At 53.6% G+C, this 22,538-nt stretch carries 40 protein-coding genes; 8 read left to right on the top strand and 32 right to left on the bottom strand.

The window, feature by feature from the left end; genetic code table 11:
- Positions 1–81 precede the first annotated feature (81 nt).
- Together DKB71_RS36860 and DKB71_RS36855 are read right to left on the bottom strand one after the other, a co-directional pair.
- Positions 82–651, bottom strand: a complete 570-nt coding sequence (locus DKB71_RS36860) for a hypothetical protein (RefSeq protein WP_408601556.1) — start codon at positions 649–651, stop codon at positions 82–84.
- 85 nt (positions 652–736) lie between these two features.
- The gene (locus DKB71_RS36855) at positions 737–991 is read right to left on the bottom strand and encodes a hypothetical protein (RefSeq protein WP_408601555.1); all 255 of its coding nucleotides are present in this window, start codon (positions 989–991) and stop codon (positions 737–739) included.
- A gap of 168 nt (positions 992–1,159) precedes the next feature.
- On the opposite strand from DKB71_RS36855, the gene DKB71_RS36850 reads away from it, so the two are divergent.
- On the top strand, positions 1,160–1,486 hold the full coding sequence (locus DKB71_RS36850; RefSeq protein WP_408601554.1) for a hypothetical protein: 327 nt from the start codon (positions 1,160–1,162) through the stop codon (positions 1,484–1,486).
- A gap of 3 nt (positions 1,487–1,489) precedes the next feature.
- On the opposite strand, the gene DKB71_RS36845 is transcribed toward DKB71_RS36850, so the two are convergent.
- The 6 genes from DKB71_RS36845 to DKB71_RS36820 form a co-directional block, all read right to left on the bottom strand.
- The gene (locus tag DKB71_RS36845) at positions 1,490–2,083 is read right to left on the bottom strand and encodes an opioid growth factor receptor-related protein (RefSeq protein ID WP_408601553.1); all 594 of its coding nucleotides are present in this window, start codon (positions 2,081–2,083) and stop codon (positions 1,490–1,492) included.
- Between the two features lie 12 nt (positions 2,084–2,095).
- Positions 2,096–2,308, bottom strand: a complete 213-nt coding sequence (locus DKB71_RS36840) for a hypothetical protein (RefSeq protein WP_408601552.1) — start codon at positions 2,306–2,308, stop codon at positions 2,096–2,098.
- Positions 2,305–2,922: a hypothetical protein gene (locus tag DKB71_RS36835; RefSeq protein ID WP_408601551.1), complete on the bottom strand. Its 618-nt coding sequence runs from the start codon at positions 2,920–2,922 to the stop codon at positions 2,305–2,307. Before DKB71_RS36835 ends, DKB71_RS36840 begins: the two co-directional genes overlap by 4 nt.
- A gap of 46 nt (positions 2,923–2,968) precedes the next feature.
- A complete protein-coding gene (locus DKB71_RS36830; RefSeq protein WP_408601550.1) occupies positions 2,969–3,751 on the bottom strand; it encodes a peptidyl-tRNA hydrolase in 783 nt (260 codons plus the stop codon).
- Between the two features lie 57 nt (positions 3,752–3,808).
- Positions 3,809–4,711 (bottom strand): DUF6685 family protein, encoded by a 903-nt coding sequence (locus tag DKB71_RS36825; protein ID WP_408601549.1) that lies wholly within the window; start codon positions 4,709–4,711, stop codon positions 3,809–3,811.
- 175 nt (positions 4,712–4,886) lie between these two features.
- Entirely contained in the window at positions 4,887–5,168 is a 282-nt protein-coding gene (locus tag DKB71_RS36820) for a hypothetical protein (protein WP_408601548.1), read from the bottom strand.
- Between the two features lie 815 nt (positions 5,169–5,983).
- Between DKB71_RS36820 and DKB71_RS36815 the strand changes: the two genes are divergently transcribed.
- The 3 genes from DKB71_RS36815 to DKB71_RS36805 all read left to right on the top strand — a co-directional run bounded on the left by DKB71_RS36815 (position 5,984) and on the right by DKB71_RS36805 (position 7,725).
- Positions 5,984–6,751: a hypothetical protein gene (locus DKB71_RS36815; RefSeq protein ID WP_408601547.1), complete on the top strand. Its 768-nt coding sequence runs from the start codon at positions 5,984–5,986 to the stop codon at positions 6,749–6,751.
- Between the two features lie 150 nt (positions 6,752–6,901).
- Positions 6,902–7,228 carry a type II toxin-antitoxin system PrlF family antitoxin gene (locus DKB71_RS36810; protein WP_408601546.1) on the top strand — a complete coding sequence of 109 codons (327 nt, stop codon included), beginning with the start codon at positions 6,902–6,904 and terminating at the stop codon, positions 7,226–7,228.
- Complete coding sequence (locus DKB71_RS36805) at positions 7,225–7,725, top strand: type II toxin-antitoxin system YhaV family toxin (protein ID WP_408601545.1); 501 nt, start codon at positions 7,225–7,227, stop codon at positions 7,723–7,725. The genes DKB71_RS36810 and DKB71_RS36805 overlap by 4 nt, the downstream gene beginning before the upstream one ends.
- Positions 7,726–7,789: 64 nt before the next feature.
- Here the strand turns inward: DKB71_RS36805 and DKB71_RS36800 are convergent, their stop codons facing one another.
- The 8 genes from DKB71_RS36800 to DKB71_RS36765 form a co-directional block, all read right to left on the bottom strand.
- A complete protein-coding gene (locus DKB71_RS36800; protein ID WP_408601544.1) occupies positions 7,790–8,275 on the bottom strand; it encodes a hypothetical protein in 486 nt (161 codons plus the stop codon).
- Between the two features lie 81 nt (positions 8,276–8,356).
- Positions 8,357–8,719: a hypothetical protein gene (locus DKB71_RS36795; protein ID WP_408601543.1), complete on the bottom strand. Its 363-nt coding sequence runs from the start codon at positions 8,717–8,719 to the stop codon at positions 8,357–8,359.
- Positions 8,720–8,790: 71 nt separating this feature from the next.
- Positions 8,791–8,976, bottom strand: coding sequence for a hypothetical protein (locus DKB71_RS36790; protein WP_408601542.1), 186 nt, complete (start codon positions 8,974–8,976; stop codon positions 8,791–8,793).
- Between the two features lie 15 nt (positions 8,977–8,991).
- Positions 8,992–9,216, bottom strand: coding sequence for a hypothetical protein (locus DKB71_RS36785; RefSeq protein ID WP_408601541.1), 225 nt, complete (start codon positions 9,214–9,216; stop codon positions 8,992–8,994).
- Complete coding sequence (locus DKB71_RS36780; protein WP_408601540.1) at positions 9,206–9,415, bottom strand: hypothetical protein; 210 nt, start codon at positions 9,413–9,415, stop codon at positions 9,206–9,208. Before DKB71_RS36780 ends, DKB71_RS36785 begins: the two co-directional genes overlap by 11 nt.
- Before the next feature lie 17 nt (positions 9,416–9,432).
- Positions 9,433–9,660, bottom strand: a complete 228-nt coding sequence (locus DKB71_RS36775) for a hypothetical protein (RefSeq protein ID WP_408601539.1) — start codon at positions 9,658–9,660, stop codon at positions 9,433–9,435.
- A 12-nt stretch (positions 9,661–9,672) separates the two neighbouring features.
- Positions 9,673–10,206, bottom strand: coding sequence for a hypothetical protein (locus tag DKB71_RS36770; protein WP_408601538.1), 534 nt, complete (start codon positions 10,204–10,206; stop codon positions 9,673–9,675).
- Between the two features lie 104 nt (positions 10,207–10,310).
- Entirely contained in the window at positions 10,311–10,694 is a 384-nt protein-coding gene (locus DKB71_RS36765) for a hypothetical protein (protein ID WP_408601537.1), read from the bottom strand.
- A gap of 170 nt (positions 10,695–10,864) precedes the next feature.
- Between DKB71_RS36765 and DKB71_RS36760 the strand changes: the two genes are divergently transcribed.
- Positions 10,865–11,428, top strand: a complete 564-nt coding sequence (locus tag DKB71_RS36760; RefSeq protein ID WP_408601536.1) for a hypothetical protein — start codon at positions 10,865–10,867, stop codon at positions 11,426–11,428.
- Between the two features lie 1,013 nt (positions 11,429–12,441).
- Here the strand turns inward: DKB71_RS36760 and DKB71_RS36755 are convergent.
- Positions 12,442–13,101: a hypothetical protein gene (locus tag DKB71_RS36755; protein ID WP_408601535.1), complete on the bottom strand. Its 660-nt coding sequence runs from the start codon at positions 13,099–13,101 to the stop codon at positions 12,442–12,444.
- Positions 13,102–13,395: 294 nt separating this feature from the next.
- Between DKB71_RS36755 and DKB71_RS36750 the strand changes: the two genes are divergently transcribed.
- Both DKB71_RS36750 and DKB71_RS36745 read left to right on the top strand, forming a co-directional pair.
- Positions 13,396–13,863: a chemotaxis protein CheW gene (locus DKB71_RS36750; protein ID WP_408601534.1), complete on the top strand. Its 468-nt coding sequence runs from the start codon at positions 13,396–13,398 to the stop codon at positions 13,861–13,863.
- 54 nt (positions 13,864–13,917) lie between these two features.
- Positions 13,918–14,595, top strand: coding sequence for a hypothetical protein (locus DKB71_RS36745; RefSeq protein WP_408601533.1), 678 nt, complete (start codon positions 13,918–13,920; stop codon positions 14,593–14,595).
- Between the two features lie 55 nt (positions 14,596–14,650).
- On the opposite strand, the gene DKB71_RS36740 is transcribed toward DKB71_RS36745, so the two are convergent.
- From DKB71_RS36740 to DKB71_RS36695, 10 genes are all read right to left on the bottom strand, one after another.
- Positions 14,651–14,893 (bottom strand): hypothetical protein, encoded by a 243-nt coding sequence (locus DKB71_RS36740; RefSeq protein ID WP_408601532.1) that lies wholly within the window; start codon positions 14,891–14,893, stop codon positions 14,651–14,653.
- Between the two features lie 22 nt (positions 14,894–14,915).
- Positions 14,916–15,251: a hypothetical protein gene (locus DKB71_RS36735; RefSeq protein ID WP_408601531.1), complete on the bottom strand. Its 336-nt coding sequence runs from the start codon at positions 15,249–15,251 to the stop codon at positions 14,916–14,918.
- Entirely contained in the window at positions 15,202–15,750 is a 549-nt protein-coding gene (locus tag DKB71_RS36730) for a hypothetical protein (RefSeq protein WP_408601530.1), read from the bottom strand. Before DKB71_RS36730 ends, DKB71_RS36735 begins: the two co-directional genes overlap by 50 nt.
- Before the next feature lies 1 nt (position 15,751).
- Positions 15,752–15,961, bottom strand: a complete 210-nt coding sequence (locus DKB71_RS36725; protein ID WP_408601529.1) for a hypothetical protein — start codon at positions 15,959–15,961, stop codon at positions 15,752–15,754.
- A gap of 64 nt (positions 15,962–16,025) precedes the next feature.
- Entirely contained in the window at positions 16,026–16,208 is a 183-nt protein-coding gene (locus DKB71_RS36720; RefSeq protein WP_408601528.1) for a hypothetical protein, read from the bottom strand.
- Positions 16,209–16,279: 71 nt separating this feature from the next.
- Positions 16,280–16,711: a hypothetical protein gene (locus DKB71_RS36715; RefSeq protein WP_408601527.1), complete on the bottom strand. Its 432-nt coding sequence runs from the start codon at positions 16,709–16,711 to the stop codon at positions 16,280–16,282.
- The gene (locus DKB71_RS36710; protein WP_408601526.1) at positions 16,708–17,508 is read right to left on the bottom strand and encodes a hypothetical protein; all 801 of its coding nucleotides are present in this window, start codon (positions 17,506–17,508) and stop codon (positions 16,708–16,710) included. The genes DKB71_RS36715 and DKB71_RS36710 overlap by 4 nt, the downstream gene beginning before the upstream one ends.
- Positions 17,509–17,628: 120 nt before the next feature.
- Complete coding sequence (locus DKB71_RS36705; protein ID WP_408601525.1) at positions 17,629–18,093, bottom strand: Panacea domain-containing protein; 465 nt, start codon at positions 18,091–18,093, stop codon at positions 17,629–17,631.
- A gap of 69 nt (positions 18,094–18,162) precedes the next feature.
- Entirely contained in the window at positions 18,163–18,735 is a 573-nt protein-coding gene (locus DKB71_RS36700) for a hypothetical protein (protein WP_408601524.1), read from the bottom strand.
- On the bottom strand, positions 18,735–18,983 hold the full coding sequence (locus DKB71_RS36695; RefSeq protein WP_408601523.1) for a type II toxin-antitoxin system Phd/YefM family antitoxin: 249 nt from the start codon (positions 18,981–18,983) through the stop codon (positions 18,735–18,737). Before DKB71_RS36695 ends, DKB71_RS36700 begins: the two co-directional genes overlap by 1 nt.
- Before the next feature lie 209 nt (positions 18,984–19,192).
- Here DKB71_RS36695 and DKB71_RS36690 point away from each other — a divergent pair, with 209 nt between their 5' ends.
- Positions 19,193–19,918 carry a hypothetical protein gene (locus DKB71_RS36690; protein ID WP_408601522.1) on the top strand — a complete coding sequence of 242 codons (726 nt, stop codon included), beginning with the start codon at positions 19,193–19,195 and terminating at the stop codon, positions 19,916–19,918.
- An 83-nt stretch (positions 19,919–20,001) separates the two neighbouring features.
- Here DKB71_RS36690 and DKB71_RS36685 read toward each other — a convergent pair whose 3' ends face one another.
- The 5 genes from DKB71_RS36685 to DKB71_RS36665 all read right to left on the bottom strand — a co-directional run bounded on the left by DKB71_RS36685 (position 20,002) and on the right by DKB71_RS36665 (position 22,525).
- A complete protein-coding gene (locus tag DKB71_RS36685; RefSeq protein ID WP_408601521.1) occupies positions 20,002–20,862 on the bottom strand; it encodes a hypothetical protein in 861 nt (286 codons plus the stop codon).
- Positions 20,863–20,937: 75 nt separating this feature from the next.
- Complete coding sequence (locus tag DKB71_RS36680; protein ID WP_408601520.1) at positions 20,938–21,582, bottom strand: hypothetical protein; 645 nt, start codon at positions 21,580–21,582, stop codon at positions 20,938–20,940.
- A 35-nt stretch (positions 21,583–21,617) separates the two neighbouring features.
- Positions 21,618–22,016, bottom strand: a complete 399-nt coding sequence (locus DKB71_RS36675) for a hypothetical protein (RefSeq protein WP_408601519.1) — start codon at positions 22,014–22,016, stop codon at positions 21,618–21,620.
- Between the two features lie 27 nt (positions 22,017–22,043).
- Complete coding sequence (locus DKB71_RS36670; protein WP_408601518.1) at positions 22,044–22,316, bottom strand: hypothetical protein; 273 nt, start codon at positions 22,314–22,316, stop codon at positions 22,044–22,046.
- A gap of 14 nt (positions 22,317–22,330) precedes the next feature.
- Positions 22,331–22,525, bottom strand: coding sequence for a hypothetical protein (locus DKB71_RS36665; RefSeq protein WP_408601517.1), 195 nt, complete (start codon positions 22,523–22,525; stop codon positions 22,331–22,333).
- Positions 22,526–22,538 lie beyond the last annotated feature (13 nt).

Genomic DNA, 22,538 nt, shown 5'->3' with positions numbered 1-22,538 from the left:
CGTTGAAAGCCTGCCCCTCAACCATGGGTTGATCACATACGCTGCAGAGCCTGGTCATCACTTCGTTCTCAATCGATTTAATTATGGCATTTTATCATCATTGTTTTGCTTGGCAAGTGCCCTGAGTCTTTCCATCTCATCAGCAATGAACAAGCCTGCACAATGCTCTTTGATTTCCGACCATTCCTGGAGAATGTCGAACCCAGTCTTCATCCACTCGCCAGGGTGAAGAAGCGGCCCAATCTTGTCGTCGATGCAGAGCAATTGCGCGATCATGGTCTGACCTGGATGATTGATCCGGAAGAACGCGACCATGGTTCCCTCCACGCCTCCGCCGAACTCTTCCTTCAGTAGCACACTTCGGAAGTGGCTGGCATCGATGGACTTGCCCTTAACCACGCCCACAGACAGCTTCGCTCCCAGCCCAAAGCCAGTCACCGCCGCCAGCAGCTGTTCGCTCTCAGCCAATTTGTTGGCCTGTTCCACGGAGAGCTCGCAATCATGCATTCCGCAGAAAATAAAGGGCTTCCCATCAAGTAGAACGCAGATCCCTTTCGAGGAATAAATCGACTCAGACATCCTCCAGCAACCAATCATCAGGTCGCTGATGTCATAGCACTGCAGTAAACGCTCATGAAAACTTTGGGACATGGAACACCTTTGAGCCGGGCCAACCATGATGCGCAGTTGGCACGGATAGTAGACAACGATCTAGCGGGCTATTTGCCGGCTGAAATCACTTTTGAACGACGGTCGCCACGATTGGCGTGTTTTCCGGATACATGATGGCGCGGATGTCGCTCTCTTTGACATTCAATGTGACCACGGCCAGGCGATCAAACTCCTCGGACGCCTTGTATTTAGCCTCCTGTTCAGGGATGTAGTCAGGATTCCCGTCCATATCCGCCTCGGAAGCACAGGCCAGGGCCTCGAGAGCGTATTCGCCAGGGTAAGAACAGATGCGTTGGCCAAACAGAACGTACAGATTCACGCGATACTCCTTTTGAGCCCAGAAGGTGGACGAGACGACAGAGGGGCGAATGCCAATTCCAACCTGGTGCTAACCTTTTCTGGGTACGGAACTGGGTTACAGAGTGCAAGAACCCTACTCTGCTGAGGAAGGATATCAAGGTCAACGCTAGAATGGAGACCCTGAATCATGATTAAGAGCAACGAACCACTCGACCATCCACATTGGAAAGCGGTCAAAGACGACTGGTGTCACGCCGATCAAGAAGCAGCTAAGAAACAGGGCTGGATACTCTGCGCGAGCATTGGCCTGGATGACAAGGAGCCTCCCTTCCGACTCTATCGCGACGACTGGGCGGAAAGATTGCTGAAGGATGACGAAGCCGCACACGCCAAGGTCAGAAAGCTGGTGACCAAGAACGATCCGCTGGGGTTAAAAGCAAAAGCCTTTTTGCTGAAACACAGCAAGGCTGAGCACGACGCCGTGTTTCCGTCGCCACCCGGCGAATCGCATTAGCTATCAGCGAACGATGGCTCGCCAGTACGGCAAGGCGTGAATCTCAGATAGACCAGCGCCACCCAGAGCGCTCTCCAGGTACCTCAAAAGCGCTTTGGCCTTGTCCTTGTGCCCTAGTTCGCAATAAAAAGTCATGAATCGACTGATACGCCGATGGTTGTGATCCACTCGACACAGCCAGTACTGTGAGCCTTGCGAAAAATCGTCTGTTTGCTCAATGCCAGTCGCGACCTCGCGCAGCCCCAGGAACGAAAGGAATTTTAGTGATGCCTGGTCAACGCTATCGCGAAGCTCAGGAATGGCCTCGTAGGCCCGCACATGAAAGTCTGTCAGCACAGGTGCCAATGGATTTACAGGAGACGCCTCACGATTTGGAAACAGCCACTGCACAAAATCGTGATGGGTATCGAAGGCTCCCCTGTTGAAATCGAGGATATCGGACAGGCTATGCCCATGCGGCTTCGAGCCATGAAGCATGAACTGCACCCAGGGATCGCCCGAGACCTGTGCAGCAATCGGCTCATGATTCACGGGCGCAACGGACGGGATTTCTGGTTTCCCCGCAAAAATTGATGAAAACAGTCGCCTTAAAAACATCTTTTTAAAACCTCAAGCTCGCCTGTAAATCCCATCGACGCGAAGGTAGCCATACTCGGCTTTCAGCCCCTCTCCCCTGACGATGTTGACCTCATCAGCACGACCGATGTCGACAAAGGCCCAGCCTTTCCCAATGTAGGTACCCAGGGAGCGAGCTTGCGCAGGCTCCAGGGTTGGCCACTTTTCCGCGATCATCGCATCGATTTCCGCATAGTCCGGGTTCATCGGCCTGGCCCCGAGAGAGTCGTTTCTTCGCGGGCGGAACGAACGCGCCTATTCTCCGCTCGCACGGCCTCCAAAACATCGGCCTCGCATTTGCGAAGGAAAGAGCCGCCGTTGCACACCCTGGTCACGGTATCGGCAGAAATCCACTCCATGATCGAGGCCATGACCTCCAGATCGTCTGCAGAGAGCTTCTCCGGGATCCGTGAGCCTGCCGGCATCATCACATGGTCTGGGCCATTCAGACCGCTGTTCACGCTGTTAGAGCGGCGACATTCGATGGCCCAGGCGGCGACGAAGCCATCTGGTCGATTTCCCAGCTTCTGGGCGAAGTGCTCGGCCTTCTGGAGCAGGCCTCGTCCATTGTTTGTGCCCAACCAACGCAGCATGCTCGCAGCAACGGTCGCATGGCGCTGGGTGATGATCCCATCAGCAGGATCCACAATGCTCCGCAGAAGCCCGTTCGGGCCGTCGTAGTCCGGGTGATAGCCATTGTCTTCGGTGATCAGGCTGATCCAGTTCTTCAGGTAGATCTGCTCGCCAATGCAGCCGTCGCGGGCAGGCCTGACTGGCGTGTGGTCGAACGCGGTGAAGCTTGGGTGGTTGTCCGGCAGCATTGGTTCAGATCCTTTTTACCTGGAGATTGGAGTGTACGGCCTACGGTTACAGAAGCGTAAGAGCGCCTTCCGTGTAAAGCGCTGATTCTTTACCGGTGATGGTTGCCATGCACTCTGGGAACTCAGGGCCAATCACCAGGAGCTTGCTGGCGCCAGATACCAGGCCAACGTGGTGCACGCTGGAAGTAACGAGGCTCCCCTTCAAGGCATCCATGTCCGCATCAGTCTTGACACCCATGCCGATTTTGCCGAAACCAGCTGTCAGCCAGCCGCGCAGTGCGTCATTGGACATGCACAGCTTCATGGAGCCATCGCTGGCGCCTTCCAGGGGCGTCAGGAGGCTTTCCATCATGGTCAGGCAACCCAGTGCCGCCATTTTGGCCGCAACCTCCTTAGGCAACGGCTGCTGCTTGGAGAACACGAACCACTGGCGAGCGATCAGATCCGCACCCGCGAGTGGGACGGCCTTTTTCAAAGAAGGCTTGAACACCCCTTGAGCGGCAGTCGTCACTGTTGGCACACCGCCAAACTCGGTAAGCCCGCGATCCGTTATGACCGTCGACAGCGCCGGGTTCGTCAGAGAATCCCGCAGTGCAGCCTCATCGGCCACCATATGGATCTCAACGGCTTCGGCCTGGATGAGCTGCTGGAGCTTCTGATAGTCCTCGCCTCGCAAGACCCGGTAAGCACCGAAATCGTCCATTGCGTTGAGCAACTGGGCACAGGCTGCGTGTGCTACCTGGGCAGCCATCTTGCCTTTGCGCATGTTGAGGTCGCGTCGTACCGAGATATTCAGGTGCTCTGTGGTAGTTGTTTCAGTGGCTTCCATCTTACAAATTCCCTCATTGGGCTGCGTTCTAATCCGCCGCAGCCCTTGGTTCAGACCTTACAGCACGAATTCTTGTTTATCGCACAGCTCGGCCAAGTGTGCACCCAACTCAGGCAGCCCGGCTTGCGCCAGAAACTTCGATGCCGCTACAGAGCGAGAACTGTTTTTCGGCAGCATGAAGACCTTGTTGTTGATGAATGGGTTTGGCAGATCCATCAAGCAGAAGCCAGCCTCGAAGGAGCGCAAAGCGTCCATCATTTCGCCGAAGAGCACTTGGCAGTCTTTGATCGGGTACATGTCAAACTCTGCCCGCAGGCCCTGCACATGCTTGTAGCTCAGGTTGTATTCCTTGAGCCTGCCAGTCAGCGGCACCGGCATGTTCAACTTGCCGGCGAGGTAGCGGGCAGCGGCAAAGTGGTGAGACCCGCCGTCGTTGATCAAATGGATTCGACGATCCCAGGCGTAGTGCCTGAAGTGATCAGTCGTGTTTTTCTGATTCACGATACGGATTTCAGACCAAGCCAGGTTCTTCTCAAGGCCATCAGGGCTGACTTCCTCAATGAGGCCCCGGCAGGCGCCCTCGGCCATGTGATCCAGAGTCAAAAAGTCTTTTAGCTCGGACTTGGACGCGGACAGTCCCTCGACGAGCCGAATGTCACAAGTCCAGTCATCGCTGGAATCTTGCACCATGATGCTTTCAAGGTTGGCCGAGTGGTAGTCATAGGATTGCCACACACCACCCTGTATGTTCCAACCCAGAACCCAGCCTTGCCCGCGACCATGAGGGTGAGCGCCCATGCCAAGCTCCTCCCAACGAATCACACAATTGGCAGACGCGTTTTGCGCAGGCGTGAGGTCGACAGAGAGGTCGCCGTGTTTATTCAGCACCCGCTCCAGTGCAACTGGATGGCCAAAGATACTTTTCACTGCGTTGGTGAGTAGATTGGGTAAGCCTGACATCCTGAAATCCTTCTGTGGCTAAGTTAGAACTCCACGAAACAGCTCTCTGTTAGAGCCACTTCTTACGTGATGGCATTTTACACATAACCAAACTTGAAAGCATCTAAAACAGCAGTAATTTTAGCTATTAATTACAGTGGCGCGCTCGCCTGGTGCTAGTGGTGGCCAAAGCATATTAAGGCGATGTCACGCTGGATTTGTTGGCCAAAGCGAGCAATCTCCTGATTCCATATTCATTCATCCTGGTGCAGATATGACAGCAGACCTCATTGACCTCAAACTTGATACCTTTGGCCTTAAGCTCATAATATTTCGCAGCAAATTCCTGGTAGGTATCAAAACTATGGTCTTCGTATTTGATTAACTGGAAGGCGTGCTTCTGCTCTTCCAGTGGTATCCGAATTCGGGCGACCGCAGACTTTGCGTATTGGATCTCAGGTGACTTTGGATTTTTCATGACGCTACTTTACTGCTGTGAGCTTCGCCCGACCGTGGAATCGGCCTTCGAGCGCTATTTATCATGCCCGATAAAACCCTCGACTCCCATTTTTTCACCCTGTCAATTTACGCCATATGATCGAAGCTACGAGATTCCTGCACGCGAAAAAAAAACCGCCTTTGCGGGGCGGTTTTCTTTGCAGAGTCGAGTTTGCGGATCGTTCTCTGCGGCATCACTGGATACCGTCGTGTAAGTACATATTATCGTTAATGAGCATTATGGTCAATGGAGCATTATGCTCGATGGAGCATTATGCTCATTCTGGCCAATGATTAAGTTGGCGAAGAGTCTTAAACACAGGTAAGATAGCTCTGCTTATTCACGATTGCCTCTGTGAAGGAGGTCTGGGAAAGCCGATTTCTGCTGTACCATCCCCTAGACACGGACTGCAAACCGTGCCGGTGGAGCTGCATTCGAGGGGGCCACCAACCTGGCCACTTCACTGGATATCGTCGTGGATATTCCGAAGGCGTTGATGTGCCGGTTAGACGCTGGAAGATTGGCCTAGCCAACATGGAGGGCCAAGGCGTATGAAGCTTTTGCTGCGTACTCTGAGCCTCGTGTGGAAGATCTGGCGCACCTTGAGCATGCTCAAGACCGCTTGGGACTTCATCCGGGATCACTGGGATGACTTCTTCTAAGGAAGATTAGTCTCTGTGAGGAAAGCCGACCTGGCTTGCTAGGTCGGCTTTTTTATTGATCAAGGCAATGCTTAGGCTGTCAATTTATGCGATATGATCGGCGCCACAACCATCATCACGCCGGAACCCCCCATGAAATCTTTGACCGGGGCCCTGTGCCTCAGCGCCTTCGCACTCTTGGCTGGCTGCGGTAGCTTTGCCTCCAAACCAAACACCGACATTCCCACGCCACCGGCGCTGAGATCGGTTGATATTCCGGATAATGCCGCCAATGTCGGGATCTCGGCCTTCACTGTCAGGGTTGCGCTGGACTCCAAAACAGCTCAGGACTTCGACTGGAGCAAGCAGAGTGCGCTGTCTGAGCAACCACTGTCTGCTGGTGATGGTCTGGACACCAAAGGCCAGAAGGCGACTCATTTGCTCATTGGCAAGCCAAGTTTCAACGACAAAGACCTGGTAGAGATCCTTAAAAAGCAAGGCGAGGTTTACACCGAATCAAGCGCCACCGTCTACACGATGGACGGCCAGGAAGTTCCGCTCTCCACTTCAGATGTGAGCGGCTACCTCGTCGGCTTGGTGTGCTCTGACGCCGGCGATGTGCTCGCCTCTGGAAAGCACGAAAAGACCAAGGGCTACACCTTCACACCGAAGGTCACACCCGCAGGGAAAATCGCGCTGGGATTCACCATTTCTGATGCAGACTCAAAGACTGCACCTGTCAGCTGCGACAACGGTGGTGAGGTTACTCACCTGGCATCTCTCGAGTCAGCAAGCACTCTGAAAGGCCATTTGCTGATCTCGCCTTCAGATGCTGTTGTGATTTCCAGTGTTGGCGGCATGTCGAAGAAAAACACGAACGAAGTCATGGTCACCATGATTAGGGCTACGGTTTCGAAATAGTCGCCGCCAGGAACAAACAAGCCGCCTTGATTGGCGGCTTTTCTTTGGGTGCTAAAATTCGATGCTCTCCTGGAAGCATGGTGGTGCATTGACGAGACAATGCGATTGCATTACCATGATGTCATCTCAATATATTTCTGGGGCTAAATCATGGCTGCCACACTCGAAGTCGAATCAACCCTCACTGATCGGTACCAAACCACAGTCCCGGAAACCGTGCGCCGAGCACTCCATCTCAACAAGCGCGACAAGATTCATTACACCATCCGCCCGAGTGGCGAGGTTGTACTGACTCGCGCAGAAGCACCAGAAGACGATCCTTTGCTAGGCCAATTCCTGGGGTTTCTGGCACGCGATATTTCGAACCATCCAGAGCGTCTGCAAGCCGTTGATGCAAGCCTAGTGACGCGAATCAAATCGCTGGTCGGCAGCGAAGAAGTAGATCTCGATGAGCCCCTGTCGGCAGACGATGAATGAGCCAAGACAATCCACTCCTAACGGTTCATGGTTGGACGATATTTGCCCATCCCTTGTTCCTGGATCAGGTTGAAGCCCTGATTCAGCATGTGGAGGTGCTGAAACAGAAAGACCCGGTCGGCTACCACAAGAAAAACGCGAGAAAAAGGCTAGCGGCTATCGCTAAGCTGGCGTTTGAGGTTATCCCTCAAGACCCAACCAAGCCGGAGTACCGACAAGGTGTGGCACTTGGTGAAGAGCATAAGCACTGGTTTCGTGCAAAATTCTTCCAGCAATATCGGCTTTTCTTTCGTTATCACCAGCCAAGTAAAGTGATTGTGCTGGCGTGGGTCAACGACGAAAACACCAAGCGCGCTTACGAAAGTAGCGATGACGCTTACAGGGTTTTCCGAAAAATGTTGGCTAGCGGTCATCCTCCGGACAACTGGGATCAGTTGTTGAAGGAGGCAAAGTCCGGTGCGGCACGGCTACATTCAGCAATTGCGACAGTCAACTGAGCAAGGTTTCAGTCGGCTACAAAAAAGCCGCCCATTGGGCGGCTTTTCTTTGGGGATCTGATCCTCAGTCCTCGTCCGGAGCTGGATGAAGCCCAAGCAGCTGCGTGAGCTGGGAGTGCATCTTGCCGCCATCCATCACGGCATCGCGCAGCTCTTCCTCCCACTCTTCAAGCCACTCACGAGTCACGCCGACAACCTTGGAATCAGCCATCACTGGGGCATCGAGTGGAATGACCTGCAAAATCTCGTCACGCTCGTACTCGATCAAAGGCTTACCGCCCTCGTCATGAGTCCACTTGCCGTGGGTGTCCAGGTTGGCGAAGCTCCAGCGGATATCCCCTTCCCCGTCCCAGTAGTCGATATGGCGCACGACATACAGGCCAGGGGCGTAATGAAGCAGCTTCGGATCTATTGCAGGCGATACAGGAGCCAGGCGCTCTGCGAGACGAATGTCACGATCAGCCGGCGCCGGTGGATGCCAGTGAGGCCCGCACTGACCTACTAACCAGCGTGGCGCTGTGCAGCAGTCGACACCCGATCTGATAAGCATCGGGGAGCATGGCTGCCAACCTGCTGGCGGGATTGGTTCGTTAACGTCCTGCATGTCAGTCCCTCTGTTGAAAATTGCGAATCAGATTCTGTTTCGGACGTTATGTCGATCAAGCCACACGGCTGCGATGGCCTCGTTCCGTGTCTTGAAGTTGCCCAAGGGAAAGGAATCCGTTTCTTCGTCACTGGGCGGGCGCTGTACAGTGTCCGCAAACCAGGTGCCATCAGGCTTCAGGTCATAACCACCGATACAATCTGTACCGGCAGGGGTCGTGCGTGTAACAGCGCAGCGCTCCAGCAGAAATCCGTTTCCAATTTCCAGTGGGTAGTTGCGATTGTGCTCGATAAAGAATTGTCCGTCATCGAGAAGCAAATACTCATCAGGATTCACGTTGGCAGCCAGCAGCGCCAGCACCTGTTCCAGGGTCATTTGTTCTTCAGACATTTGGTCGCTCCTTGCTGTCTTCGTCGAGACGTAAATCAAATTCTGGCCTGGCATCACCGGCCATAAAGCGCTTAAGAGTGCTGGTTACTTTCGGCTGTCACACCGAACACCATTTTCCCCGGACGGCCACCGATAACCCAAAGATCACCGGGCTTCACGCCAGCCTGAAGAAGGCGATCCAGTTCCGGAAAGCCTGTAGGCAAAGCCAAGTGCTGGCCAGGGCGTTCGCCCTGAATGTTCGATTGCTTATTGCTCATGCTATCCCCTCGGGCCTACTTAAGAATTCGAGGCGGCTGCGAGCGAGCGGCCTCCCCTATCATGTCAGCATCTACCGCGATGTCGTACAACGTGCCGACTGCTGGGAAACCGGGAAGCGGGTCAGAGTACTTCTTACCGCCCTTTTCTCGCAGCCACAGGTAGCGCCTGGAATTTTTCACCAGTTCAAGCAACTCCTCCTGGGTGAACGACAGGGGCGAATTAAAGTAATTAGCGGACATCACAAATACCTGCACGTGGAACGTTGATTCTCACCATCCTGAAGCCATCCAGCACCATGTCGGTGAAAACACCGAATACCGCTACCACGACGACACCTAGCCCAATTTGGCTGATGGCAGCAACGCCAGTGGAATTGCCCACCTCTAGGATGCCGAGACCCATAGCCAGGCAAGCGAGCATTGCGAAAAGAAATTTCATGTTTTCACCCTGATTTGTTAGTCGAGAAGACTGCTTTCTTCATCGGTATCTTCGAAAACCTTGCCATGTTTTTCAGCAAGAAACTTCGCATGAGCAACTGCAGCCGGGCGGTCATAGAACGTCTTGCTCGAAGCTCTGTGGAAATCCTCAATCTCTGAATCAAAGCAACTCAGCATGCGCAGGATTTCCAGCGTCGACTCGTCTTCTTTGCTTCGGTAGATGATGAAATAGGTGAAGTCAGACATGCTTGCAATGCTCTATTTGGCAGGCCGTGGCGTGCAGTTCCGCGTTGAGTCGAAATCGGTGTAGACCGGCTGCACATCAATCCCAGCAGCCTGCATCGCTTCAATCGTCTTGAACAGAACGCACTCGTGGATCACAAAGCCATTCTGGTCAACGACATCGACATGACTGCGAGCCACATCCACATCGCACTTCAGGCCTTCACCTGGAGCTTCCGTTTTGCGTGCATTGCCGTTCCAGTCGACAAAGAAGCCATGGGCTTGCTCGAACTCGACAAAGGTTGGCGCTTCGAAGCACACACGAGTCTCCTCAGGCGACTCACCATCCCAGGCGCCGCTGTCGGTATCGAAGGCGGAGATATCGAAATCGAAGGCGCTACCGAGATCAGGAAGGCCGCTGAGGTTGGAGTAAACCCCGTGCACGCTGCCTTCGGTACCCAGAACAGCAAACATATCCGCCGAAATCTTGAGCGCCTTGCCTGGGTTTTTCAGCAGGATCTCTTTGTAGGCATCAAGGACGCCGGGGAAAGTGAGTTTGGTCTGAGTCATGAAATCGAATCCTTCGTTCAATCTGTGTGGTGTGTGCCGATTGTAAACCCCTAGAGGCATACAATCAACATGTATTGACACCGGAATATCTGATTTTTCCGGGGTTAACTGAATTGCAGCTCGCGCCCAAGCAGCGTTTCGATCTTTTTCGCGGCGGTGTCGCGTGCTCGGACGATGGCGGAGCGCTTTTGTGGGGTGATCTTGCCATTGTCGATGCCTTCCTTAGCTAAATCGGTCAGCGTGGAGCCCTCCAGGGCCTCAGCGAGCACTTCCAGGGCGCAAGGAACGTCGAGAGGTAGCACGAAGTCGCCGGCGTTGATCTGCACGCGCATACGCTCAGCGTAGTCAGCGGCCTGCTGGAAGTCGATTTGGACATCGTCCACATCCTCGAATAGATCTTCCCAGGTCTCTTCCTCGTTGAGCATCGACAGCCGACTCTCCAAAACGATGGCTTCATTAGCGGTAAAGGTGATGCTCGATGCGGCCATTTCGCTCTCCATTTGCTGACAAAATGATGGCTTGATCGTAAACCCCTAGAGGCATACGGTCAAGATAAAAAGCGGCAATTTAATAGCAAGAATTGACAGAGCTGATGTGTACTTGATTTCATTTTGATGCCAAAATACGACCCATCACAACCTTCAAAGGCTTCAAGATCATGGAAGAGTATGACTGCACCCGAAACCTTTTCTTCGCAAAGCGGTTTGGCGAGAAATTCACCCAGAACTATGCTGACGTCTACGCCGAAGTACCTGGGACGAATGTCATTGTTGAGTTCGAAAAACTTTCTGCTGATCAGGTGATGGAGCTCTTGGCCAGCCTCAAAGAAGTTGTGGGGCCCGGCGACCGTCTTTGCCTGCTCAACATTGCTTTTGTGCTGCCTACCAATGAGCTGATCGAGAAATGGGCGCCGACCCTACAGCCAATCCTGGAGACGCATAAAATTGATGATCATAAGCTCCCGCTTGGCACTGTCATCTCAACGTTCTTCCGACAGGCAGAAGAAACATGGTCATCGCCAGGCTTTGTCTTGCTGAGATCAGAGAGCAGCGTCAATAGCGTTCGGACAGATTACCAGGCCTCTCAGGTCGTTCCATGGCAGAGCCACTTCCTTCGGGCGATGCTCTTAAGGCAAATCAGGGATTGTTCTAATCCAATTTATGTTGCATCTAGAGCGAGAGAGGCTGCCCGGATAGCACGGGATAATAGAACCCTGGCGTGACCGAATTACCCCACACAGCTAATATTGCCAATCCATCCCTGATAGTAAGAAGGTTCACATGATAAGGATGGGGTCGAGTCTAACGAGGTTGCTGCTAATAGGAATTGGTTATAAGATTCGTAAAAAATACAATAAAGGCTAAAAATGACTTCTCTCGTCGGTGGTTTTCTCTTTGCAGCGGCAATTTATGCATACGCACTTATTTATATCGCGAATGACGCCAGCAATGGGTTCAGGTCAATCTGCAAAAAGCGCTACTGGTTTTTGACTATATTTATTGTAAGTTTATTCGGAACCCTTTTCTTGAAGTACCTCCATGGCTTGACAGGAGTTTCGGTTTACATAGATATCGACCCATTTTCGGTATTTTTGCTACCGTCGTTAGCCATAATCCCAGCAGCTGCAGCCGGAACTTTGTACGGGTTAATTTTCACGGAATCGCCTCAGCAAGAGGCTTAACGGAAGCTTGAATCCAACCCCATAGGCCAATTGGCACAGGGGCGAACCGGATGCACCGCTAACTACCGATCCTCAAGTCTGACGCCTTAACGTCACCGGGCCAGGTCTTAAACCCAACTTAAGCCTGACGCCCCCTTAAAGCGACTTAAACCCCGAGCCCTTAGGACTTAAAAATCCGAGGGCCGCGTTTGCCCTTGCGTTAGCGATGGAAGCCCGCAGGGCCAAGACCCGCAGGGGCTTGGTACACGACAGCGCGGGCCCCTGGGCAGCGCCCAGACTTAAAGCAGTAGTACCAATATCACCAAGAGGAGAACAAAGACTTAAAGAATCAAACCGACCGCCTTTTAAGCACGAGCCCCTAAGCCCACCCTGCCCCTGCAGCCTTCCTGGCCAACCTGTTCCTTCTCTCTCAAGCCTTCTCCCTTCCCTAGGTTTAGCTTTAAGTCTCTCGGTAACCTATAGGAGCTCATACAGGCTTATAGAATGATCGTCCTATAACGTAAAAGGCCATGACTTAGAAACAAGCCACAGCCTTAGGTTAACCAGAGGATCGATTACTGCTTAGCTTCAACGACCTCTACAGTCTTCTCTACTGGGGTTACACAGGCCCCGGTGTCGTCATAGTGGAACAGGAAATTCCAGGTCGTGTTCTCATAGCCTTTAAGCTTGTCGTAGCAAGACTCCAGACGCTGCTTCTGTTCAGCTGTCAGATTGTTCTTCAAGTCGATTCGAACCGACCTGATCATGAGAGGGCTAGTTTTACCTTCCTCCAACAACTTGAACACCCGTTCGTACTCGGTTGCGTTGAACTTAGGCCGCACGGAATTCGAGTCCAGCAACATGCGCAGTTCAATGTTGGAGAGACCACCCTCCAGTGTTTCCATCAGAAGAGCATCGCGCTTGGCGAAGTCCAGGTTATCAAAGCCCTCATCGGAGCCTTTAACCGTCATGTGCTTCTTCACTTCCTCTTTCTTCAGGATAGAGTCAGCGAGGTGAAAGCCTACCCACCCACTTTTTGCGCCGTTCTGAACCATCCTCTTGGCCGCGATCTCATCGCCTTCGCCCACCAGGTTCCAACGCTCAAGAAGGGAGCCGGCCTTCAAGACCTCTTCCTGGTAGTGGGTCACGAAACCTTTGAAGTGAGCTTCATAAGCCACATAACCGCTGCCCGCCAGCAGAACCGCACCAGCAATACCACTCAGGAGATAACCCACACACTTTTTCATAGCAGACCTTTTAGTTTTAAGAATTGCCGCTATTGGCAGATGGAACGGCGGTCACTCTAACAGATCGAAACAATTGCTGAAAATTGGCTCTGAGCCCTTTGACAATCTGAACGACCTGTCAATACAATGCGAACGTAAGCGGCTGGGTCACACATTTGCTCGCACCACCAACCCGCGAGTTGGATGCCAGTTTAGCGCTGAAACACCATGAAGCCGCCAGATGGCGGTTTTTTTGTGTCCAAAACAACGAGATTGCACAATAAGTGCGACAGGGGTTTCACCATGAGCAAAGCGTCCGAAGATCCGATCCTGCAGATGGTCACCTTCTGCCTGGATAAAGAAACCTACGGCATCAACGTCATGGACGTTCAAGAAGTCCTGCGTTACACCGAAATCTCCCGTGTGCCCGGCGCCCCGAGCTACGTCCTTGGCATCATCAACCTTCGCGGCAAAGTGGTCACCGTCATGGACACGCGCCAGCGGTTCGGCTTAAGTTCGGCTGAAGTCCACGACGATTCCCGTATCGTGATCATCGAAGCCGGAAAGCAGGTCATCGGCATCCTGGTCGACTCTGTGAGCGAAGTTGTTTACCTCCGCCAGTCTGAAATCGAGTCGCCACCGAATGTTGGAAGTGATGCAGCCAGCTTCATCAGCGGCGTAAGCAACAAGAACGGTGAGCTGCTGATCCTTGTTGATCTGAGCAGACTGTTCACCGATGAGGAATGGTCGGAAGTCGAGACCTTGAGCTGACCGCCGCCAGCAAAGCCTTCTTTTCGCCTCAACCCCCATCACACGAGATTTGTTATGACACCCAATTGGAAAAAAATTGCCGATGACGTTGGCACCTTCCTGCTTGGTCTGATCGTTCTGGTGCTTTTGTACCTCTGGATCAAGCCCATTCTTGAAAACACCGACTATGGCGTCAAAACCATGATGCGTTCGGCAGAGATCCTCTCCGCCGTGCACAAGAAGGATGAAAAGGCTCTCGCTGAACTGGAGAAACTGAGTTTCAGAGACGACTCGATTGCCTTCATCGGCCTGAACGCCTTCTACCGCGAACAAGCGCTTCAAAAAGCTGGATTGAACTTGGAGGTACCGAACGCCACCTTCGATTCGGTCGACCTCAGCAAGCCTAACGCCCTTATCCTGCGGGGCATTGACCAGCTGAGCGACCTTCAGCTCTTACATCTGCTGAAGAGAACCGACTACCTGTACGACGAAGCGGCGATACCCGCGCAAATAGAGGAGTCTGGCAAGTATTTCGCGAAAACCGTAAAGGCTCAGAACGAACTGAATTTTCATGTCTACAACTCCTTCGATCAGGCTACCAAGGACAATCTGAAGGCATGCAAGGCGAAGCTTGAGGAAAAACTGGGGAGCACGCTACTGCAGGTCATCAACTTCCATTCAGTTGGCACGTGCACCGACAACCCGCCAACCCCGTGGGGAACCCAGGTCATATCCCGGCTAACAAATTGGTAATAATGCAAAAACCCCTAGGAGATCCCAGGGGTTTTTTGTTGGTGCTGATGGACGACTAGTCCTCAGATCCGTGCATCCGGACGTAGGCAGCACGGGGATCGTCGGCAGCAAGCTGGGCCAGCTCGGGCGCCAGGGCATTCAGGACATCCCAGGCTTGTGGGATAGCCTTATGCTCGATCCGGAAGTACTGCATCGATACGAGCTGCTTGAGAGCACTCTCAAGGCTTTTATCCGTCAGCTCCGGAATAGAAGCCTTCGGGACGTACTCGACGCCGTTGACCCATACTTCATCCGCCACCTGTCCAACCTCGCAGCAAGGTTTAAAAGATACCCGCGATCACATCATCGGGCTTCTGGCCGTTCTCCCATTTCGCAATGGTCTTGTCCAACCCTGCCAGATACTCTGCCCCGCCTCGCATTCCATCCTGCTCAACGATCTTGCCGTACTCAGCCCGGTAAGCCTTCATGTAAACCAGCGTACCGTCCTCGCCGCTTTCCGCCCTGGCTCTGGCAGAAGCTCTTGCAATGCACATCGTGTCTGGATGACAGCCCCAGCCCATATTGTTACCCCTTAATCGATTGGTGTTTTTGGTGAACGACAGAACATTACCGAAGAATTCGCGCCCTTGTCTGGGCAAAGTTGCCGAACGCATCATCGAGGTGCTCGGGTTTCTCCCCCATTGCCATGCGCATCATGTCGCTGGCAGAACCTGAGTGGCTTTTCGCATGATCCATAGCGATCTTCGATAACTCCAGGCTTTCTTCGTCGCCGTGCATCTTGTGGACGAGCTCGAGGCGAGCCGCTTCAACCATGTAGTCTTTCTGCATGTCGAAATGGTACGACGCTGCGAGCAAAAGGCCCTTCGCTGCTGGTGCGGGTGTGGGTAAATCCGCACTCAGATCCCCCTGCCCCTCGCGAGATTGCTGATCAGCCACCAGAGAGGCGTAAACCTCAATCGCAGCCGCCATTGCCCCCTGGCGCATGTCGATGCAGGTGTAAACCACTGGGGCCCGATCCATTTCGCTGTAAACCTTCAGGTAACGGTCAATAGCGGCTTGAAGCGCTGGCCCATGTGCCTTGGCATCCTTCAGCCAACTGGCAAATTCCACCGTGGCTGGAGGGGTTTCAGGCACGTCTCGTTGTGCTTCAGCCACGTTAAGCATCCTTCAAAATCGATTTGAGCGAAGCCATCAGCTCGTTGAATTTCTTGATGTGGCGGTCATGCTTTTCCAGGTACTGGATATGCTTGGCTGAGCCTGGGTTATGCCCACTGGCCATATCCAGGGCGCGGATCGCCTGACCGTGCTCGTTTTCCAGTTTTTCTGCAATCTGGAGAGCGGTTAGCGGTTTCTTAGCGGTAGGCATTCTTCGACTCCGTTCTGTATTGGCCATACGATGCCCATCCCATGATCGGCATCATCTTATGGGCTTAATCGTCTGTTTCTTTTGGGGCAGCTTTACCTGCGTCGACACTGTCATAGCCGTCGATGAAATCGTTGTACTGCTGGAGCAGATTCGGTATGGAGGACTTTGGTAACTCAATCCCTACCTGGCGAGCCTGCAGACCTTTAAAAGCACTGGATTGGTTTGGCTGCTCGTGTTCTGTAGTCATCGCGTGAACCTTCTGATTTTTTAAGGGCCGGCAAGTTTAATGCAAACCAGCCCCCTACGGGGAAGACCCGACTATTTGCCCTTAAGCACAGATTTCGGGCGCTGCTCTTCGATAACCTGGTCGATAAAGTCGCAATAGGCCAAAGTCTTTTCCTTGAGCGAATACAGCGGTTCTCCAGGCTCCAGGGCAATTGTTTCTTGTCGGTGCTTAGCGTTGTAGGCGTGCGCTCGTCCCAAAACCTCTTGGCGGCGCTCAGGCGTGTTTGGAGTGCCTTCCTCGACCGCCAGGCGCCGAAGTGTCTTAGCGCAATCCAGACCGACAACCATGAGGCCAGAGATGTTTTCCTCGGGGACGCCCATGTCGTGGAATTGGCAGGCGTGCATATCCTCCTCCATGACCGTCGCTTTCCCAGGCTTGACCGGCTTCCCACAGCGAAAGCAGATACCCACCTCATAGATGGCGCCTTTGGGCATGATCCAGCGTTGTGCGATAGGAATTTTCATTTCCGTTTCCACTCTAGAACTTGCATTTTGGCCAAGTGGTTCAACTCGTCTGCCTTGTCCCTGTCCAACAGGCCACCCTCTACCAGACCGGTCATCTGGCCCAGGAAGCCGTACAGGTCTGACTCTTGGGTGGTATCCGAGAAGCCGCTCAGCTCGCGCTCCAGGCGCAACAGCACTTCCTTCTTGCGAAACCTCAGCTCCATTCGCTGGCGCTGGATCACCGACTTCTCGCCGCTATCGAAGCCGCGAAGATAGTCCTGGCCATCGACGTAGTTCGGGAATGCGCTCAGATACTTCTCACGAGCCGCGTAGACGGGAGGAGCTGGCGTTAGGGGTACTGCGGCGTACGCTTCAGGCGGATAGGCCCACAGGCTGTCACAGGCCGCATACGGGCGCACATAGCGAACAGTTGGCTTACCGGTGAAGACCATCGAGTTCAGCTCAATGGAGGCGCTCTGCATGAGGATGTTGAGGTCTCGCAGGTATTGGTTAACCGCTGGCGGCAACTCAATGGCGTCCTCATAGAGCCTTTTCACATGGTCGGCGACCAGAATTGTCTCTTCCAGGAGCGAGTAACCCTTCCCGCGTGCGCGTTCTTCTTGCTCGGAGCGCAGACCTTCCCCATGCTCGAAGCGATGGCGCAGATCCGCTGCCAGATCAACCAACATGTCGCCCTTCATCTGCCACTGCACTACGAGGGACATCTGCGGCACAGTCACCAGCAAGTGCTGGGAGAACCTGTAGCAGGCCTCGACCTCGTCGGCGAGTGTCAGTTGGTTAGAGTCGTTGTCGGCCATCTGGCTTCAATCCTTTGTCGCTTGATTCGTTACGGCTATACAGCCATGAGGGGGTGCGAAATTACCCTGATTGGCCCCAGTACGCCAGGCCACCACCATAAAGCCGCCTGCAAGGCAGCTCTACAGCGAGGAATGAACCGGCTCGCCCATCATGTTCCGGTAGAAATGAGTGATCAGGTCATTGGAGATCTCAGTGTTCTGCTGGCGCATAGACCAGGTCGTTGACCACGGAGTGCCTGGCTTATGGGTCGCTCCAGACAACGCCACAGCGTCGACCCGACCGTACTTGTCCAGAACAATACTGATGATCATCAACTCCCTGATGGTCAACACCCCGGCCCACTCGCCCGCGCCAGCGACTTTCGTCACCGGGTTGGAGCAGTAGTCGCGCACCGCGTGGTAAACACTCGCTACAACGGGCCCAAACTTCCAAGCCTGAACCTGCTCATCGAGCAATGGAGCGCCATCCAGTCCCAGCCTGTAGCCATGCGCGATGTACACCAGCTTCAGCAGCTTCATCGGCGAAATCGGTACTTCCGATTTGTCGACTATGCATTGTGCAACGGCTAAGGACTTGGAACCCATGGCAAAACTCCATCTAGGATCGTTCTCTGTTAAAGGTCAGGTTTGACCATTAAAGACCAGAATCTGGCTTTAACGGGTCTTATCCGGCCCATAACCTGGTACCAACTCGCTCTTATTTCTCAAGCCACGCTCTCGCCATTTGGCCGCAACGTCCTCCAAAGGCTTCAGCCTGCCGTTGTCAGCATCGTCGATTCCTTCCTGAATCTGGCGCTCGCGCTCCGGGTGGTCAACCGCTCGCCATGGGTTCAGGATGCTGACACCGGCAAAGGCGTAGAGCTCCGGATGACGCGTCACGATAGTCATCCCCTTCAGGACAGCCTGGGCCGCGATCATGGCGTAAGTGGTCACACCGGCAGCACCGAGATCCATCTCGCGGCAGAACCTGATGGTATCCGCGTCGACTGGGAGCGTCTGATCCCTCATTGCCATTAGCACATGGTCGTAGAACCATCCCTCAAGAAGAGCCCGAGAAACAAGGCTCGTGGTGCCATTGATGGCATTCGCGATGTCGATCAGGCTTGCCGCCGAAACGAACATGTTCTGGGCCGGCATGGACTTGGCGAAGCGCTCAAGCTCTTCTGAGCCTTCCAGGCCTTCCATCTTGCGCAGTTCGTTGATCACGTAGGTGTCGAGAATGAACATCAGAGAGCCCTGCTGTCAATGTGAGGGATGGCAATCTCAAGATCAGCGTCTTCAGCATCATGACCGGAAAAAGCTTCGAACAGCGTGCCTTTCTCGAAGGTCAGTTCAACGTACGCCGGGTAGGACAGCAGAACGTGCGAGGGTTGGCCGCGATCAGTGATGAACACCGGGCCATTCGCGGTAGCTCGCTTAGCGCCAGCGGTGTCGGAGTTAAACTCACGACTCGTCATCAAAGTGGGTTCCGTCATTTTCAAATCCTGCGTTTCTGAATCGATGGATGAGATAATGTGGCAACGTTGCCTCATTGTCAACGAGACACTCAAAAAAGCATCAATCCGCAATCATTCTTATCTGTCAATTTATTGCGTATGATCGGCCCGAGCCTGGCACTTAGACCAGGCACTGACAGCGTCTTGTGACCCCATTCCCTGAGTCACAGGGCCCTATGAGAGTGAACATGGACAACACCAAGAAAAAATCCCGCTACGCCATCATCGCAACCTGCATCTTCAACCTGGCTTTTTTGGCTGGCGCTATCGTCCTCACGCACTATCTGGTCTTCAAACCGCTGTTTGAGGCTATCGACTACAAGCTGACCAATACGATTGAGGTCATTGATGTCTACAAGCAGGCATCCAAAGGAGACCAAAAGGCACTTGATCGCCTGGAGCAACTGAGCCATAAGGATGTGTCGACCGCATACGTAATGCTCAACATCCTCTACAGAGAAGACGCACTCAAGAAGGCTGGTGTCGACATGACAAACCCCAAAGCCACCTTCGAAGCCGTCGATCTGAGCAAGTCCAATACCGTCATCCTCAGAGCTGTTGAAGAGGCGCGAGACCTGGAGCTGCTGAGTGTTCTTAGAAACTCAGAAGAGCTGTTCAACGACACTGAAAGAGACCGGATCTTCAGTGGCCTCGACGATGCTGAAGTATCCACCACGCTGAAAAACCGCGCCAAGTTCAGTGTCTACAGCACCTTCGATCAGCAGACCAAAGATCAGCTGACAGCCTGCAAACTCAAGCTAGATGAAAAATTCAAACACCAATGGGCGTTCTTTACCAACTTCCACTCTTTCGGCGCCTGCACTAAAACCCCACCAGATGGCTCGTTCAAAAGAATCTGGGAAATCCAGCACGGCCAGTTCGGCACCGATAAGCATGAGGAGAAGGCTGAATAGCCTGCTCCTCTCTACCTGAAACGCAAAAACCCCTGGGGATCTCCCAGGGGTTTTTTGTTGCTTTCAGATTTTGCCTTAAGCCATCAGCCAATCTTTGGCCGCAGCACCATCAGCACGACTTCGTTGGCGCTTGCAGCAGCATCGGCACCAGCTTTGCCGGCTTCTGAATGGACGAGGGACTTGTCGATGCCGCTATTGCGGATCCCGGAGAGCACCACGGATGAATCCTTATCCAGAAAGATGACCTGCTGGATTTCGGTCGTCAGATCGCGGTGACTTTCCATTTGCCCTGGATTGCTGCAGTCCGGAATCTTGGTCTGGGTACTGAACTCAGCCTGGAAGTTCAGCAGCGTCAGATCACCCACGACTCTCATCGGGGTATAGGTGAACAAGTAGTCTGCCGTCCAGAAGCCAGGAGCCAACGATACCGCTGTGGCACCAGGACGCGTGCCGGTGTTTTCGCATTGCTTCTGTGGGATGAAAGCCTTGGTGATTGTGGCGTTTTCTTGAAGCTTGGCTCCCTTCATGTTCTCAGGAACCGCCAAATTCGTGGACTTGGATTCATGAATAAGGGAAACCGTCCCCTGCTTGGACAGGGCATCGATCAGACGCTCAGCACTAACCGCTTGGTCGAGCATCACTGTCTGGCGCGTATCGCGGCTCACTTTGGTGTAGCCAATCACCTTGAGGGGATCAGCAGGCTTATCGCCAACCAGCTTTTTCCAGATACCGGAACCGATGCCGGCATCGCCGCTCAGATCCTGGTTGACCAGGGCCCAATCTACGTCTGGCGCCTTTTGGTCGTTGAGCTGCACCCGGTAGTACGCAACGCCCAGGGTATCCACTTTTTGAATCTGGGCCTTAGGGGGCGTGGACTGGCAACCGGCAGAAATAGCCAGCGCCAGCACTGTCAGGGCGCCCAGAGTCATTTTCAATGCTTTCATGTTGTTCCTTAGCAAGCGAGTGATGCATATAAAACGGGCGATCCCCCGAAAGAGATCACCCGTCGATGAGGTGTATCAGGATGCTGGTGTGGCTTTGACCGGCTCCGGTTGCTTGCACATGCCCGAGGCATCGGAGTGCAGTGCGACGTAGAGCGGGCCGACCTTCTTGTTGAGCAGGGCGCGGCATTCAGTCAGGCGTGCTTGATCATCCTTGGAAAGGCCGGACGCGGTAGTGATGAAATAGTCCGGCCTGCTCTCAGGCAGAGGATCTACCGCACCAAACAGATCAAGTCTGGCCAGGAGATCGAAGCGTGCGGCGTCTGCGTTCAGATATTGGTGCAGCTGGACATCGGTCAGGACGTTCACTGAGTCGAGTAACAGCGCGTCGACCTTTGACAGGTCAATCTTCGAGCGTTCCTCGGCAGTACTCTTGGAGGTGATCCCCTTCGCCTTCATCTGATCTTCAATGAGGATGCGAGTCTGCACGAAGTACGCGGCCCCTGACCCCTGCCCCAACGCTTTATCGACCGCCAATCGGGGCGTGTTGATTGGGTCTTTGATGGCGTAGTAGCTGGATACAACGTTGGCGCTGACCACCGCATCACGCAACGACACATCGTGATAAGGCTTGAGGATCAGCGCATACCCCGCCGCCGAGATGGCCAGGCTCACCATGGCGCCAGCAATGAACTTGGGACAGAAGAAATCAGACGCCTTCATGGGCAACCTCTTATTTTTATTTTTTTGCTGGTTGCTTACCAACCAGGAGGGTATGCAGGAAACGAAATCCAGAACGACAGACTGAATGAAGGGGCTGTACCGGATTCAGGCGGGATATCCCACATGTATATCCCTGTTCGCTCCAAGTAACGGACTGGGTGTCCATCAATGAATCCGATCTCTGTTACGTCTACGCCCAGGCCGGCAATGATCTCATCCGAGGATTCCCCATTGTCCTCACAGACGTTCTTGTCGATCAGCTGCTCAGGGGTTTCTGTCGGGTCAACTGCAGGATATGGCATGACACCTGCCATCTGATCCAAAGCACGCTCACGCAGCCAGATCCACTCTTCTTCAGGAAGCACATCAGTAACATGCTGGCGGACAAGCGCCTTGAATTGGTCGCGTTGTTCTTGGGTCGAAATATGGGACATCAAAATCTCCAGGGCTATTACCGCGCCCTATACAGCCGAAGGATGACCTTCGAAAACACGATCCAGCCAATCTTCATCAGCATCGTCAATACCAACAATTCCACCCGTGCCGGCCATAAGCGCCTTGTAGATCAGGCTCGTCCACTCAGGGTTCGCAGCCATCAGCTTCTGAGCTTCCACCAGCGCAACCTTACCTTTGGCCTTGTCCTGAATCATGTGGATGGCTGCGGCAGACTGGCCCTTAAACCCGCGAAGGGACTCGTAGGCGCCGGCAGGGAGCTTTCTGTTCGGTGTACTCATTATGGTTTCCCGCCCTACTCTGAGAGCTCGGCTTTGATGATTTTGGTCACCTGGCGCTTTTCAGCCAGGCGATCATGCTTTGGCGCCTTGAAATCCTTGCAACCATGACCGCCGTCGCTAGTAGTTCTGGCGTCGTGGAACTCGCAAAGGCCACCACCGAAGTTGCCGCCGAGCTTGGTGAAATTGGTGCAGCCACCGCAATCTGACATTTTTTACCCTTTG

The organism is Pseudomonas sp. PLMAX, from assembly GCF_046042685.1.
Taxonomy (GTDB): Bacteria; Pseudomonadota; Gammaproteobacteria; order Pseudomonadales; family Pseudomonadaceae; genus Aquipseudomonas; species Aquipseudomonas putida_AE.
Note: the sequence above shows the minus strand (reverse complement) of the source record. Positions and strands in the feature narration are given on the sequence as shown.

What these genes read in the sequence shown, in the direction of transcription:
- DKB71_RS36860 (WP_408601556.1), bottom strand. Translation starts at nt 651, where the DNA reads ATGTCCCAAAGTTTTCATGAGCGTTTACTGCAGTGCTATGACATCAGC.
- DKB71_RS36850 (WP_408601554.1), top strand. Translation starts at nt 1,160, where the DNA reads ATGATTAAGAGCAACGAACCACTCGACCATCCACATTGGAAAGCGGTC.
- DKB71_RS36845 (WP_408601553.1), bottom strand. Translation starts at nt 2,083, where the DNA reads ATGTTTTTAAGGCGACTGTTTTCATCAATTTTTGCGGGGAAACCAGAA.
- DKB71_RS36840 (WP_408601552.1), bottom strand. Translation starts at nt 2,308, where the DNA reads ATGAACCCGGACTATGCGGAAATCGATGCGATGATCGCGGAAAAGTGG.
- DKB71_RS36835 (WP_408601551.1), bottom strand. Translation starts at nt 2,922, where the DNA reads ATGCTGCCGGACAACCACCCAAGCTTCACCGCGTTCGACCACACGCCA.
- DKB71_RS36830 (WP_408601550.1), bottom strand. Translation starts at nt 3,751, where the DNA reads ATGGAAGCCACTGAAACAACTACCACAGAGCACCTGAATATCTCGGTA.
- DKB71_RS36825 (WP_408601549.1), bottom strand. Translation starts at nt 4,711, where the DNA reads ATGTCAGGCTTACCCAATCTACTCACCAACGCAGTGAAAAGTATCTTT.
- DKB71_RS36820 (WP_408601548.1), bottom strand. Translation starts at nt 5,168, where the DNA reads ATGAAAAATCCAAAGTCACCTGAGATCCAATACGCAAAGTCTGCGGTC.
- DKB71_RS36815 (WP_408601547.1), top strand. Translation starts at nt 5,984, where the DNA reads ATGAAATCTTTGACCGGGGCCCTGTGCCTCAGCGCCTTCGCACTCTTG.
- DKB71_RS36810 (WP_408601546.1), top strand. Translation starts at nt 6,902, where the DNA reads ATGGCTGCCACACTCGAAGTCGAATCAACCCTCACTGATCGGTACCAA.
- DKB71_RS36805 (WP_408601545.1), top strand. Translation starts at nt 7,225, where the DNA reads ATGAGCCAAGACAATCCACTCCTAACGGTTCATGGTTGGACGATATTT.
- DKB71_RS36800 (WP_408601544.1), bottom strand. Translation starts at nt 8,275, where the DNA reads ATGCTTATCAGATCGGGTGTCGACTGCTGCACAGCGCCACGCTGGTTA.
- DKB71_RS36795 (WP_408601543.1), bottom strand. Translation starts at nt 8,719, where the DNA reads ATGTCTGAAGAACAAATGACCCTGGAACAGGTGCTGGCGCTGCTGGCT.
- DKB71_RS36790 (WP_408601542.1), bottom strand. Translation starts at nt 8,976, where the DNA reads ATGAGCAATAAGCAATCGAACATTCAGGGCGAACGCCCTGGCCAGCAC.
- DKB71_RS36785 (WP_408601541.1), bottom strand. Translation starts at nt 9,216, where the DNA reads ATGTCCGCTAATTACTTTAATTCGCCCCTGTCGTTCACCCAGGAGGAG.
- DKB71_RS36780 (WP_408601540.1), bottom strand. Translation starts at nt 9,415, where the DNA reads ATGAAATTTCTTTTCGCAATGCTCGCTTGCCTGGCTATGGGTCTCGGC.
- DKB71_RS36775 (WP_408601539.1), bottom strand. Translation starts at nt 9,660, where the DNA reads ATGTCTGACTTCACCTATTTCATCATCTACCGAAGCAAAGAAGACGAG.
- DKB71_RS36770 (WP_408601538.1), bottom strand. Translation starts at nt 10,206, where the DNA reads ATGACTCAGACCAAACTCACTTTCCCCGGCGTCCTTGATGCCTACAAA.
- DKB71_RS36765 (WP_408601537.1), bottom strand. Translation starts at nt 10,694, where the DNA reads ATGGCCGCATCGAGCATCACCTTTACCGCTAATGAAGCCATCGTTTTG.
- DKB71_RS36760 (WP_408601536.1), top strand. Translation starts at nt 10,865, where the DNA reads ATGGAAGAGTATGACTGCACCCGAAACCTTTTCTTCGCAAAGCGGTTT.
- DKB71_RS36750 (WP_408601534.1), top strand. Translation starts at nt 13,396, where the DNA reads ATGAGCAAAGCGTCCGAAGATCCGATCCTGCAGATGGTCACCTTCTGC.
- DKB71_RS36745 (WP_408601533.1), top strand. Translation starts at nt 13,918, where the DNA reads ATGACACCCAATTGGAAAAAAATTGCCGATGACGTTGGCACCTTCCTG.
- DKB71_RS36735 (WP_408601531.1), bottom strand. Translation starts at nt 15,251, where the DNA reads ATGATGCGTTCGGCAACTTTGCCCAGACAAGGGCGCGAATTCTTCGGT.
- DKB71_RS36725 (WP_408601529.1), bottom strand. Translation starts at nt 15,961, where the DNA reads ATGCCTACCGCTAAGAAACCGCTAACCGCTCTCCAGATTGCAGAAAAA.
- DKB71_RS36720 (WP_408601528.1), bottom strand. Translation starts at nt 16,208, where the DNA reads ATGACTACAGAACACGAGCAGCCAAACCAATCCAGTGCTTTTAAAGGT.
- DKB71_RS36715 (WP_408601527.1), bottom strand. Translation starts at nt 16,711, where the DNA reads ATGAAAATTCCTATCGCACAACGCTGGATCATGCCCAAAGGCGCCATC.
- DKB71_RS36710 (WP_408601526.1), bottom strand. Translation starts at nt 17,508, where the DNA reads ATGGCCGACAACGACTCTAACCAACTGACACTCGCCGACGAGGTCGAG.
- DKB71_RS36705 (WP_408601525.1), bottom strand. Translation starts at nt 18,093, where the DNA reads ATGGGTTCCAAGTCCTTAGCCGTTGCACAATGCATAGTCGACAAATCG.
- DKB71_RS36700 (WP_408601524.1), bottom strand. Translation starts at nt 18,735, where the DNA reads ATGTTCATTCTCGACACCTACGTGATCAACGAACTGCGCAAGATGGAA.
- DKB71_RS36695 (WP_408601523.1), bottom strand. Translation starts at nt 18,983, where the DNA reads ATGACGGAACCCACTTTGATGACGAGTCGTGAGTTTAACTCCGACACC.
- DKB71_RS36690 (WP_408601522.1), top strand. Translation starts at nt 19,193, where the DNA reads ATGGACAACACCAAGAAAAAATCCCGCTACGCCATCATCGCAACCTGC.
- DKB71_RS36685 (WP_408601521.1), bottom strand. Translation starts at nt 20,862, where the DNA reads ATGAAAGCATTGAAAATGACTCTGGGCGCCCTGACAGTGCTGGCGCTG.
- DKB71_RS36680 (WP_408601520.1), bottom strand. Translation starts at nt 21,582, where the DNA reads ATGAAGGCGTCTGATTTCTTCTGTCCCAAGTTCATTGCTGGCGCCATG.
- DKB71_RS36675 (WP_408601519.1), bottom strand. Translation starts at nt 22,016, where the DNA reads ATGTCCCATATTTCGACCCAAGAACAACGCGACCAATTCAAGGCGCTT.
- DKB71_RS36670 (WP_408601518.1), bottom strand. Translation starts at nt 22,316, where the DNA reads ATGAGTACACCGAACAGAAAGCTCCCTGCCGGCGCCTACGAGTCCCTT.
- DKB71_RS36665 (WP_408601517.1), bottom strand. Translation starts at nt 22,525, where the DNA reads ATGTCAGATTGCGGTGGCTGCACCAATTTCACCAAGCTCGGCGGCAAC.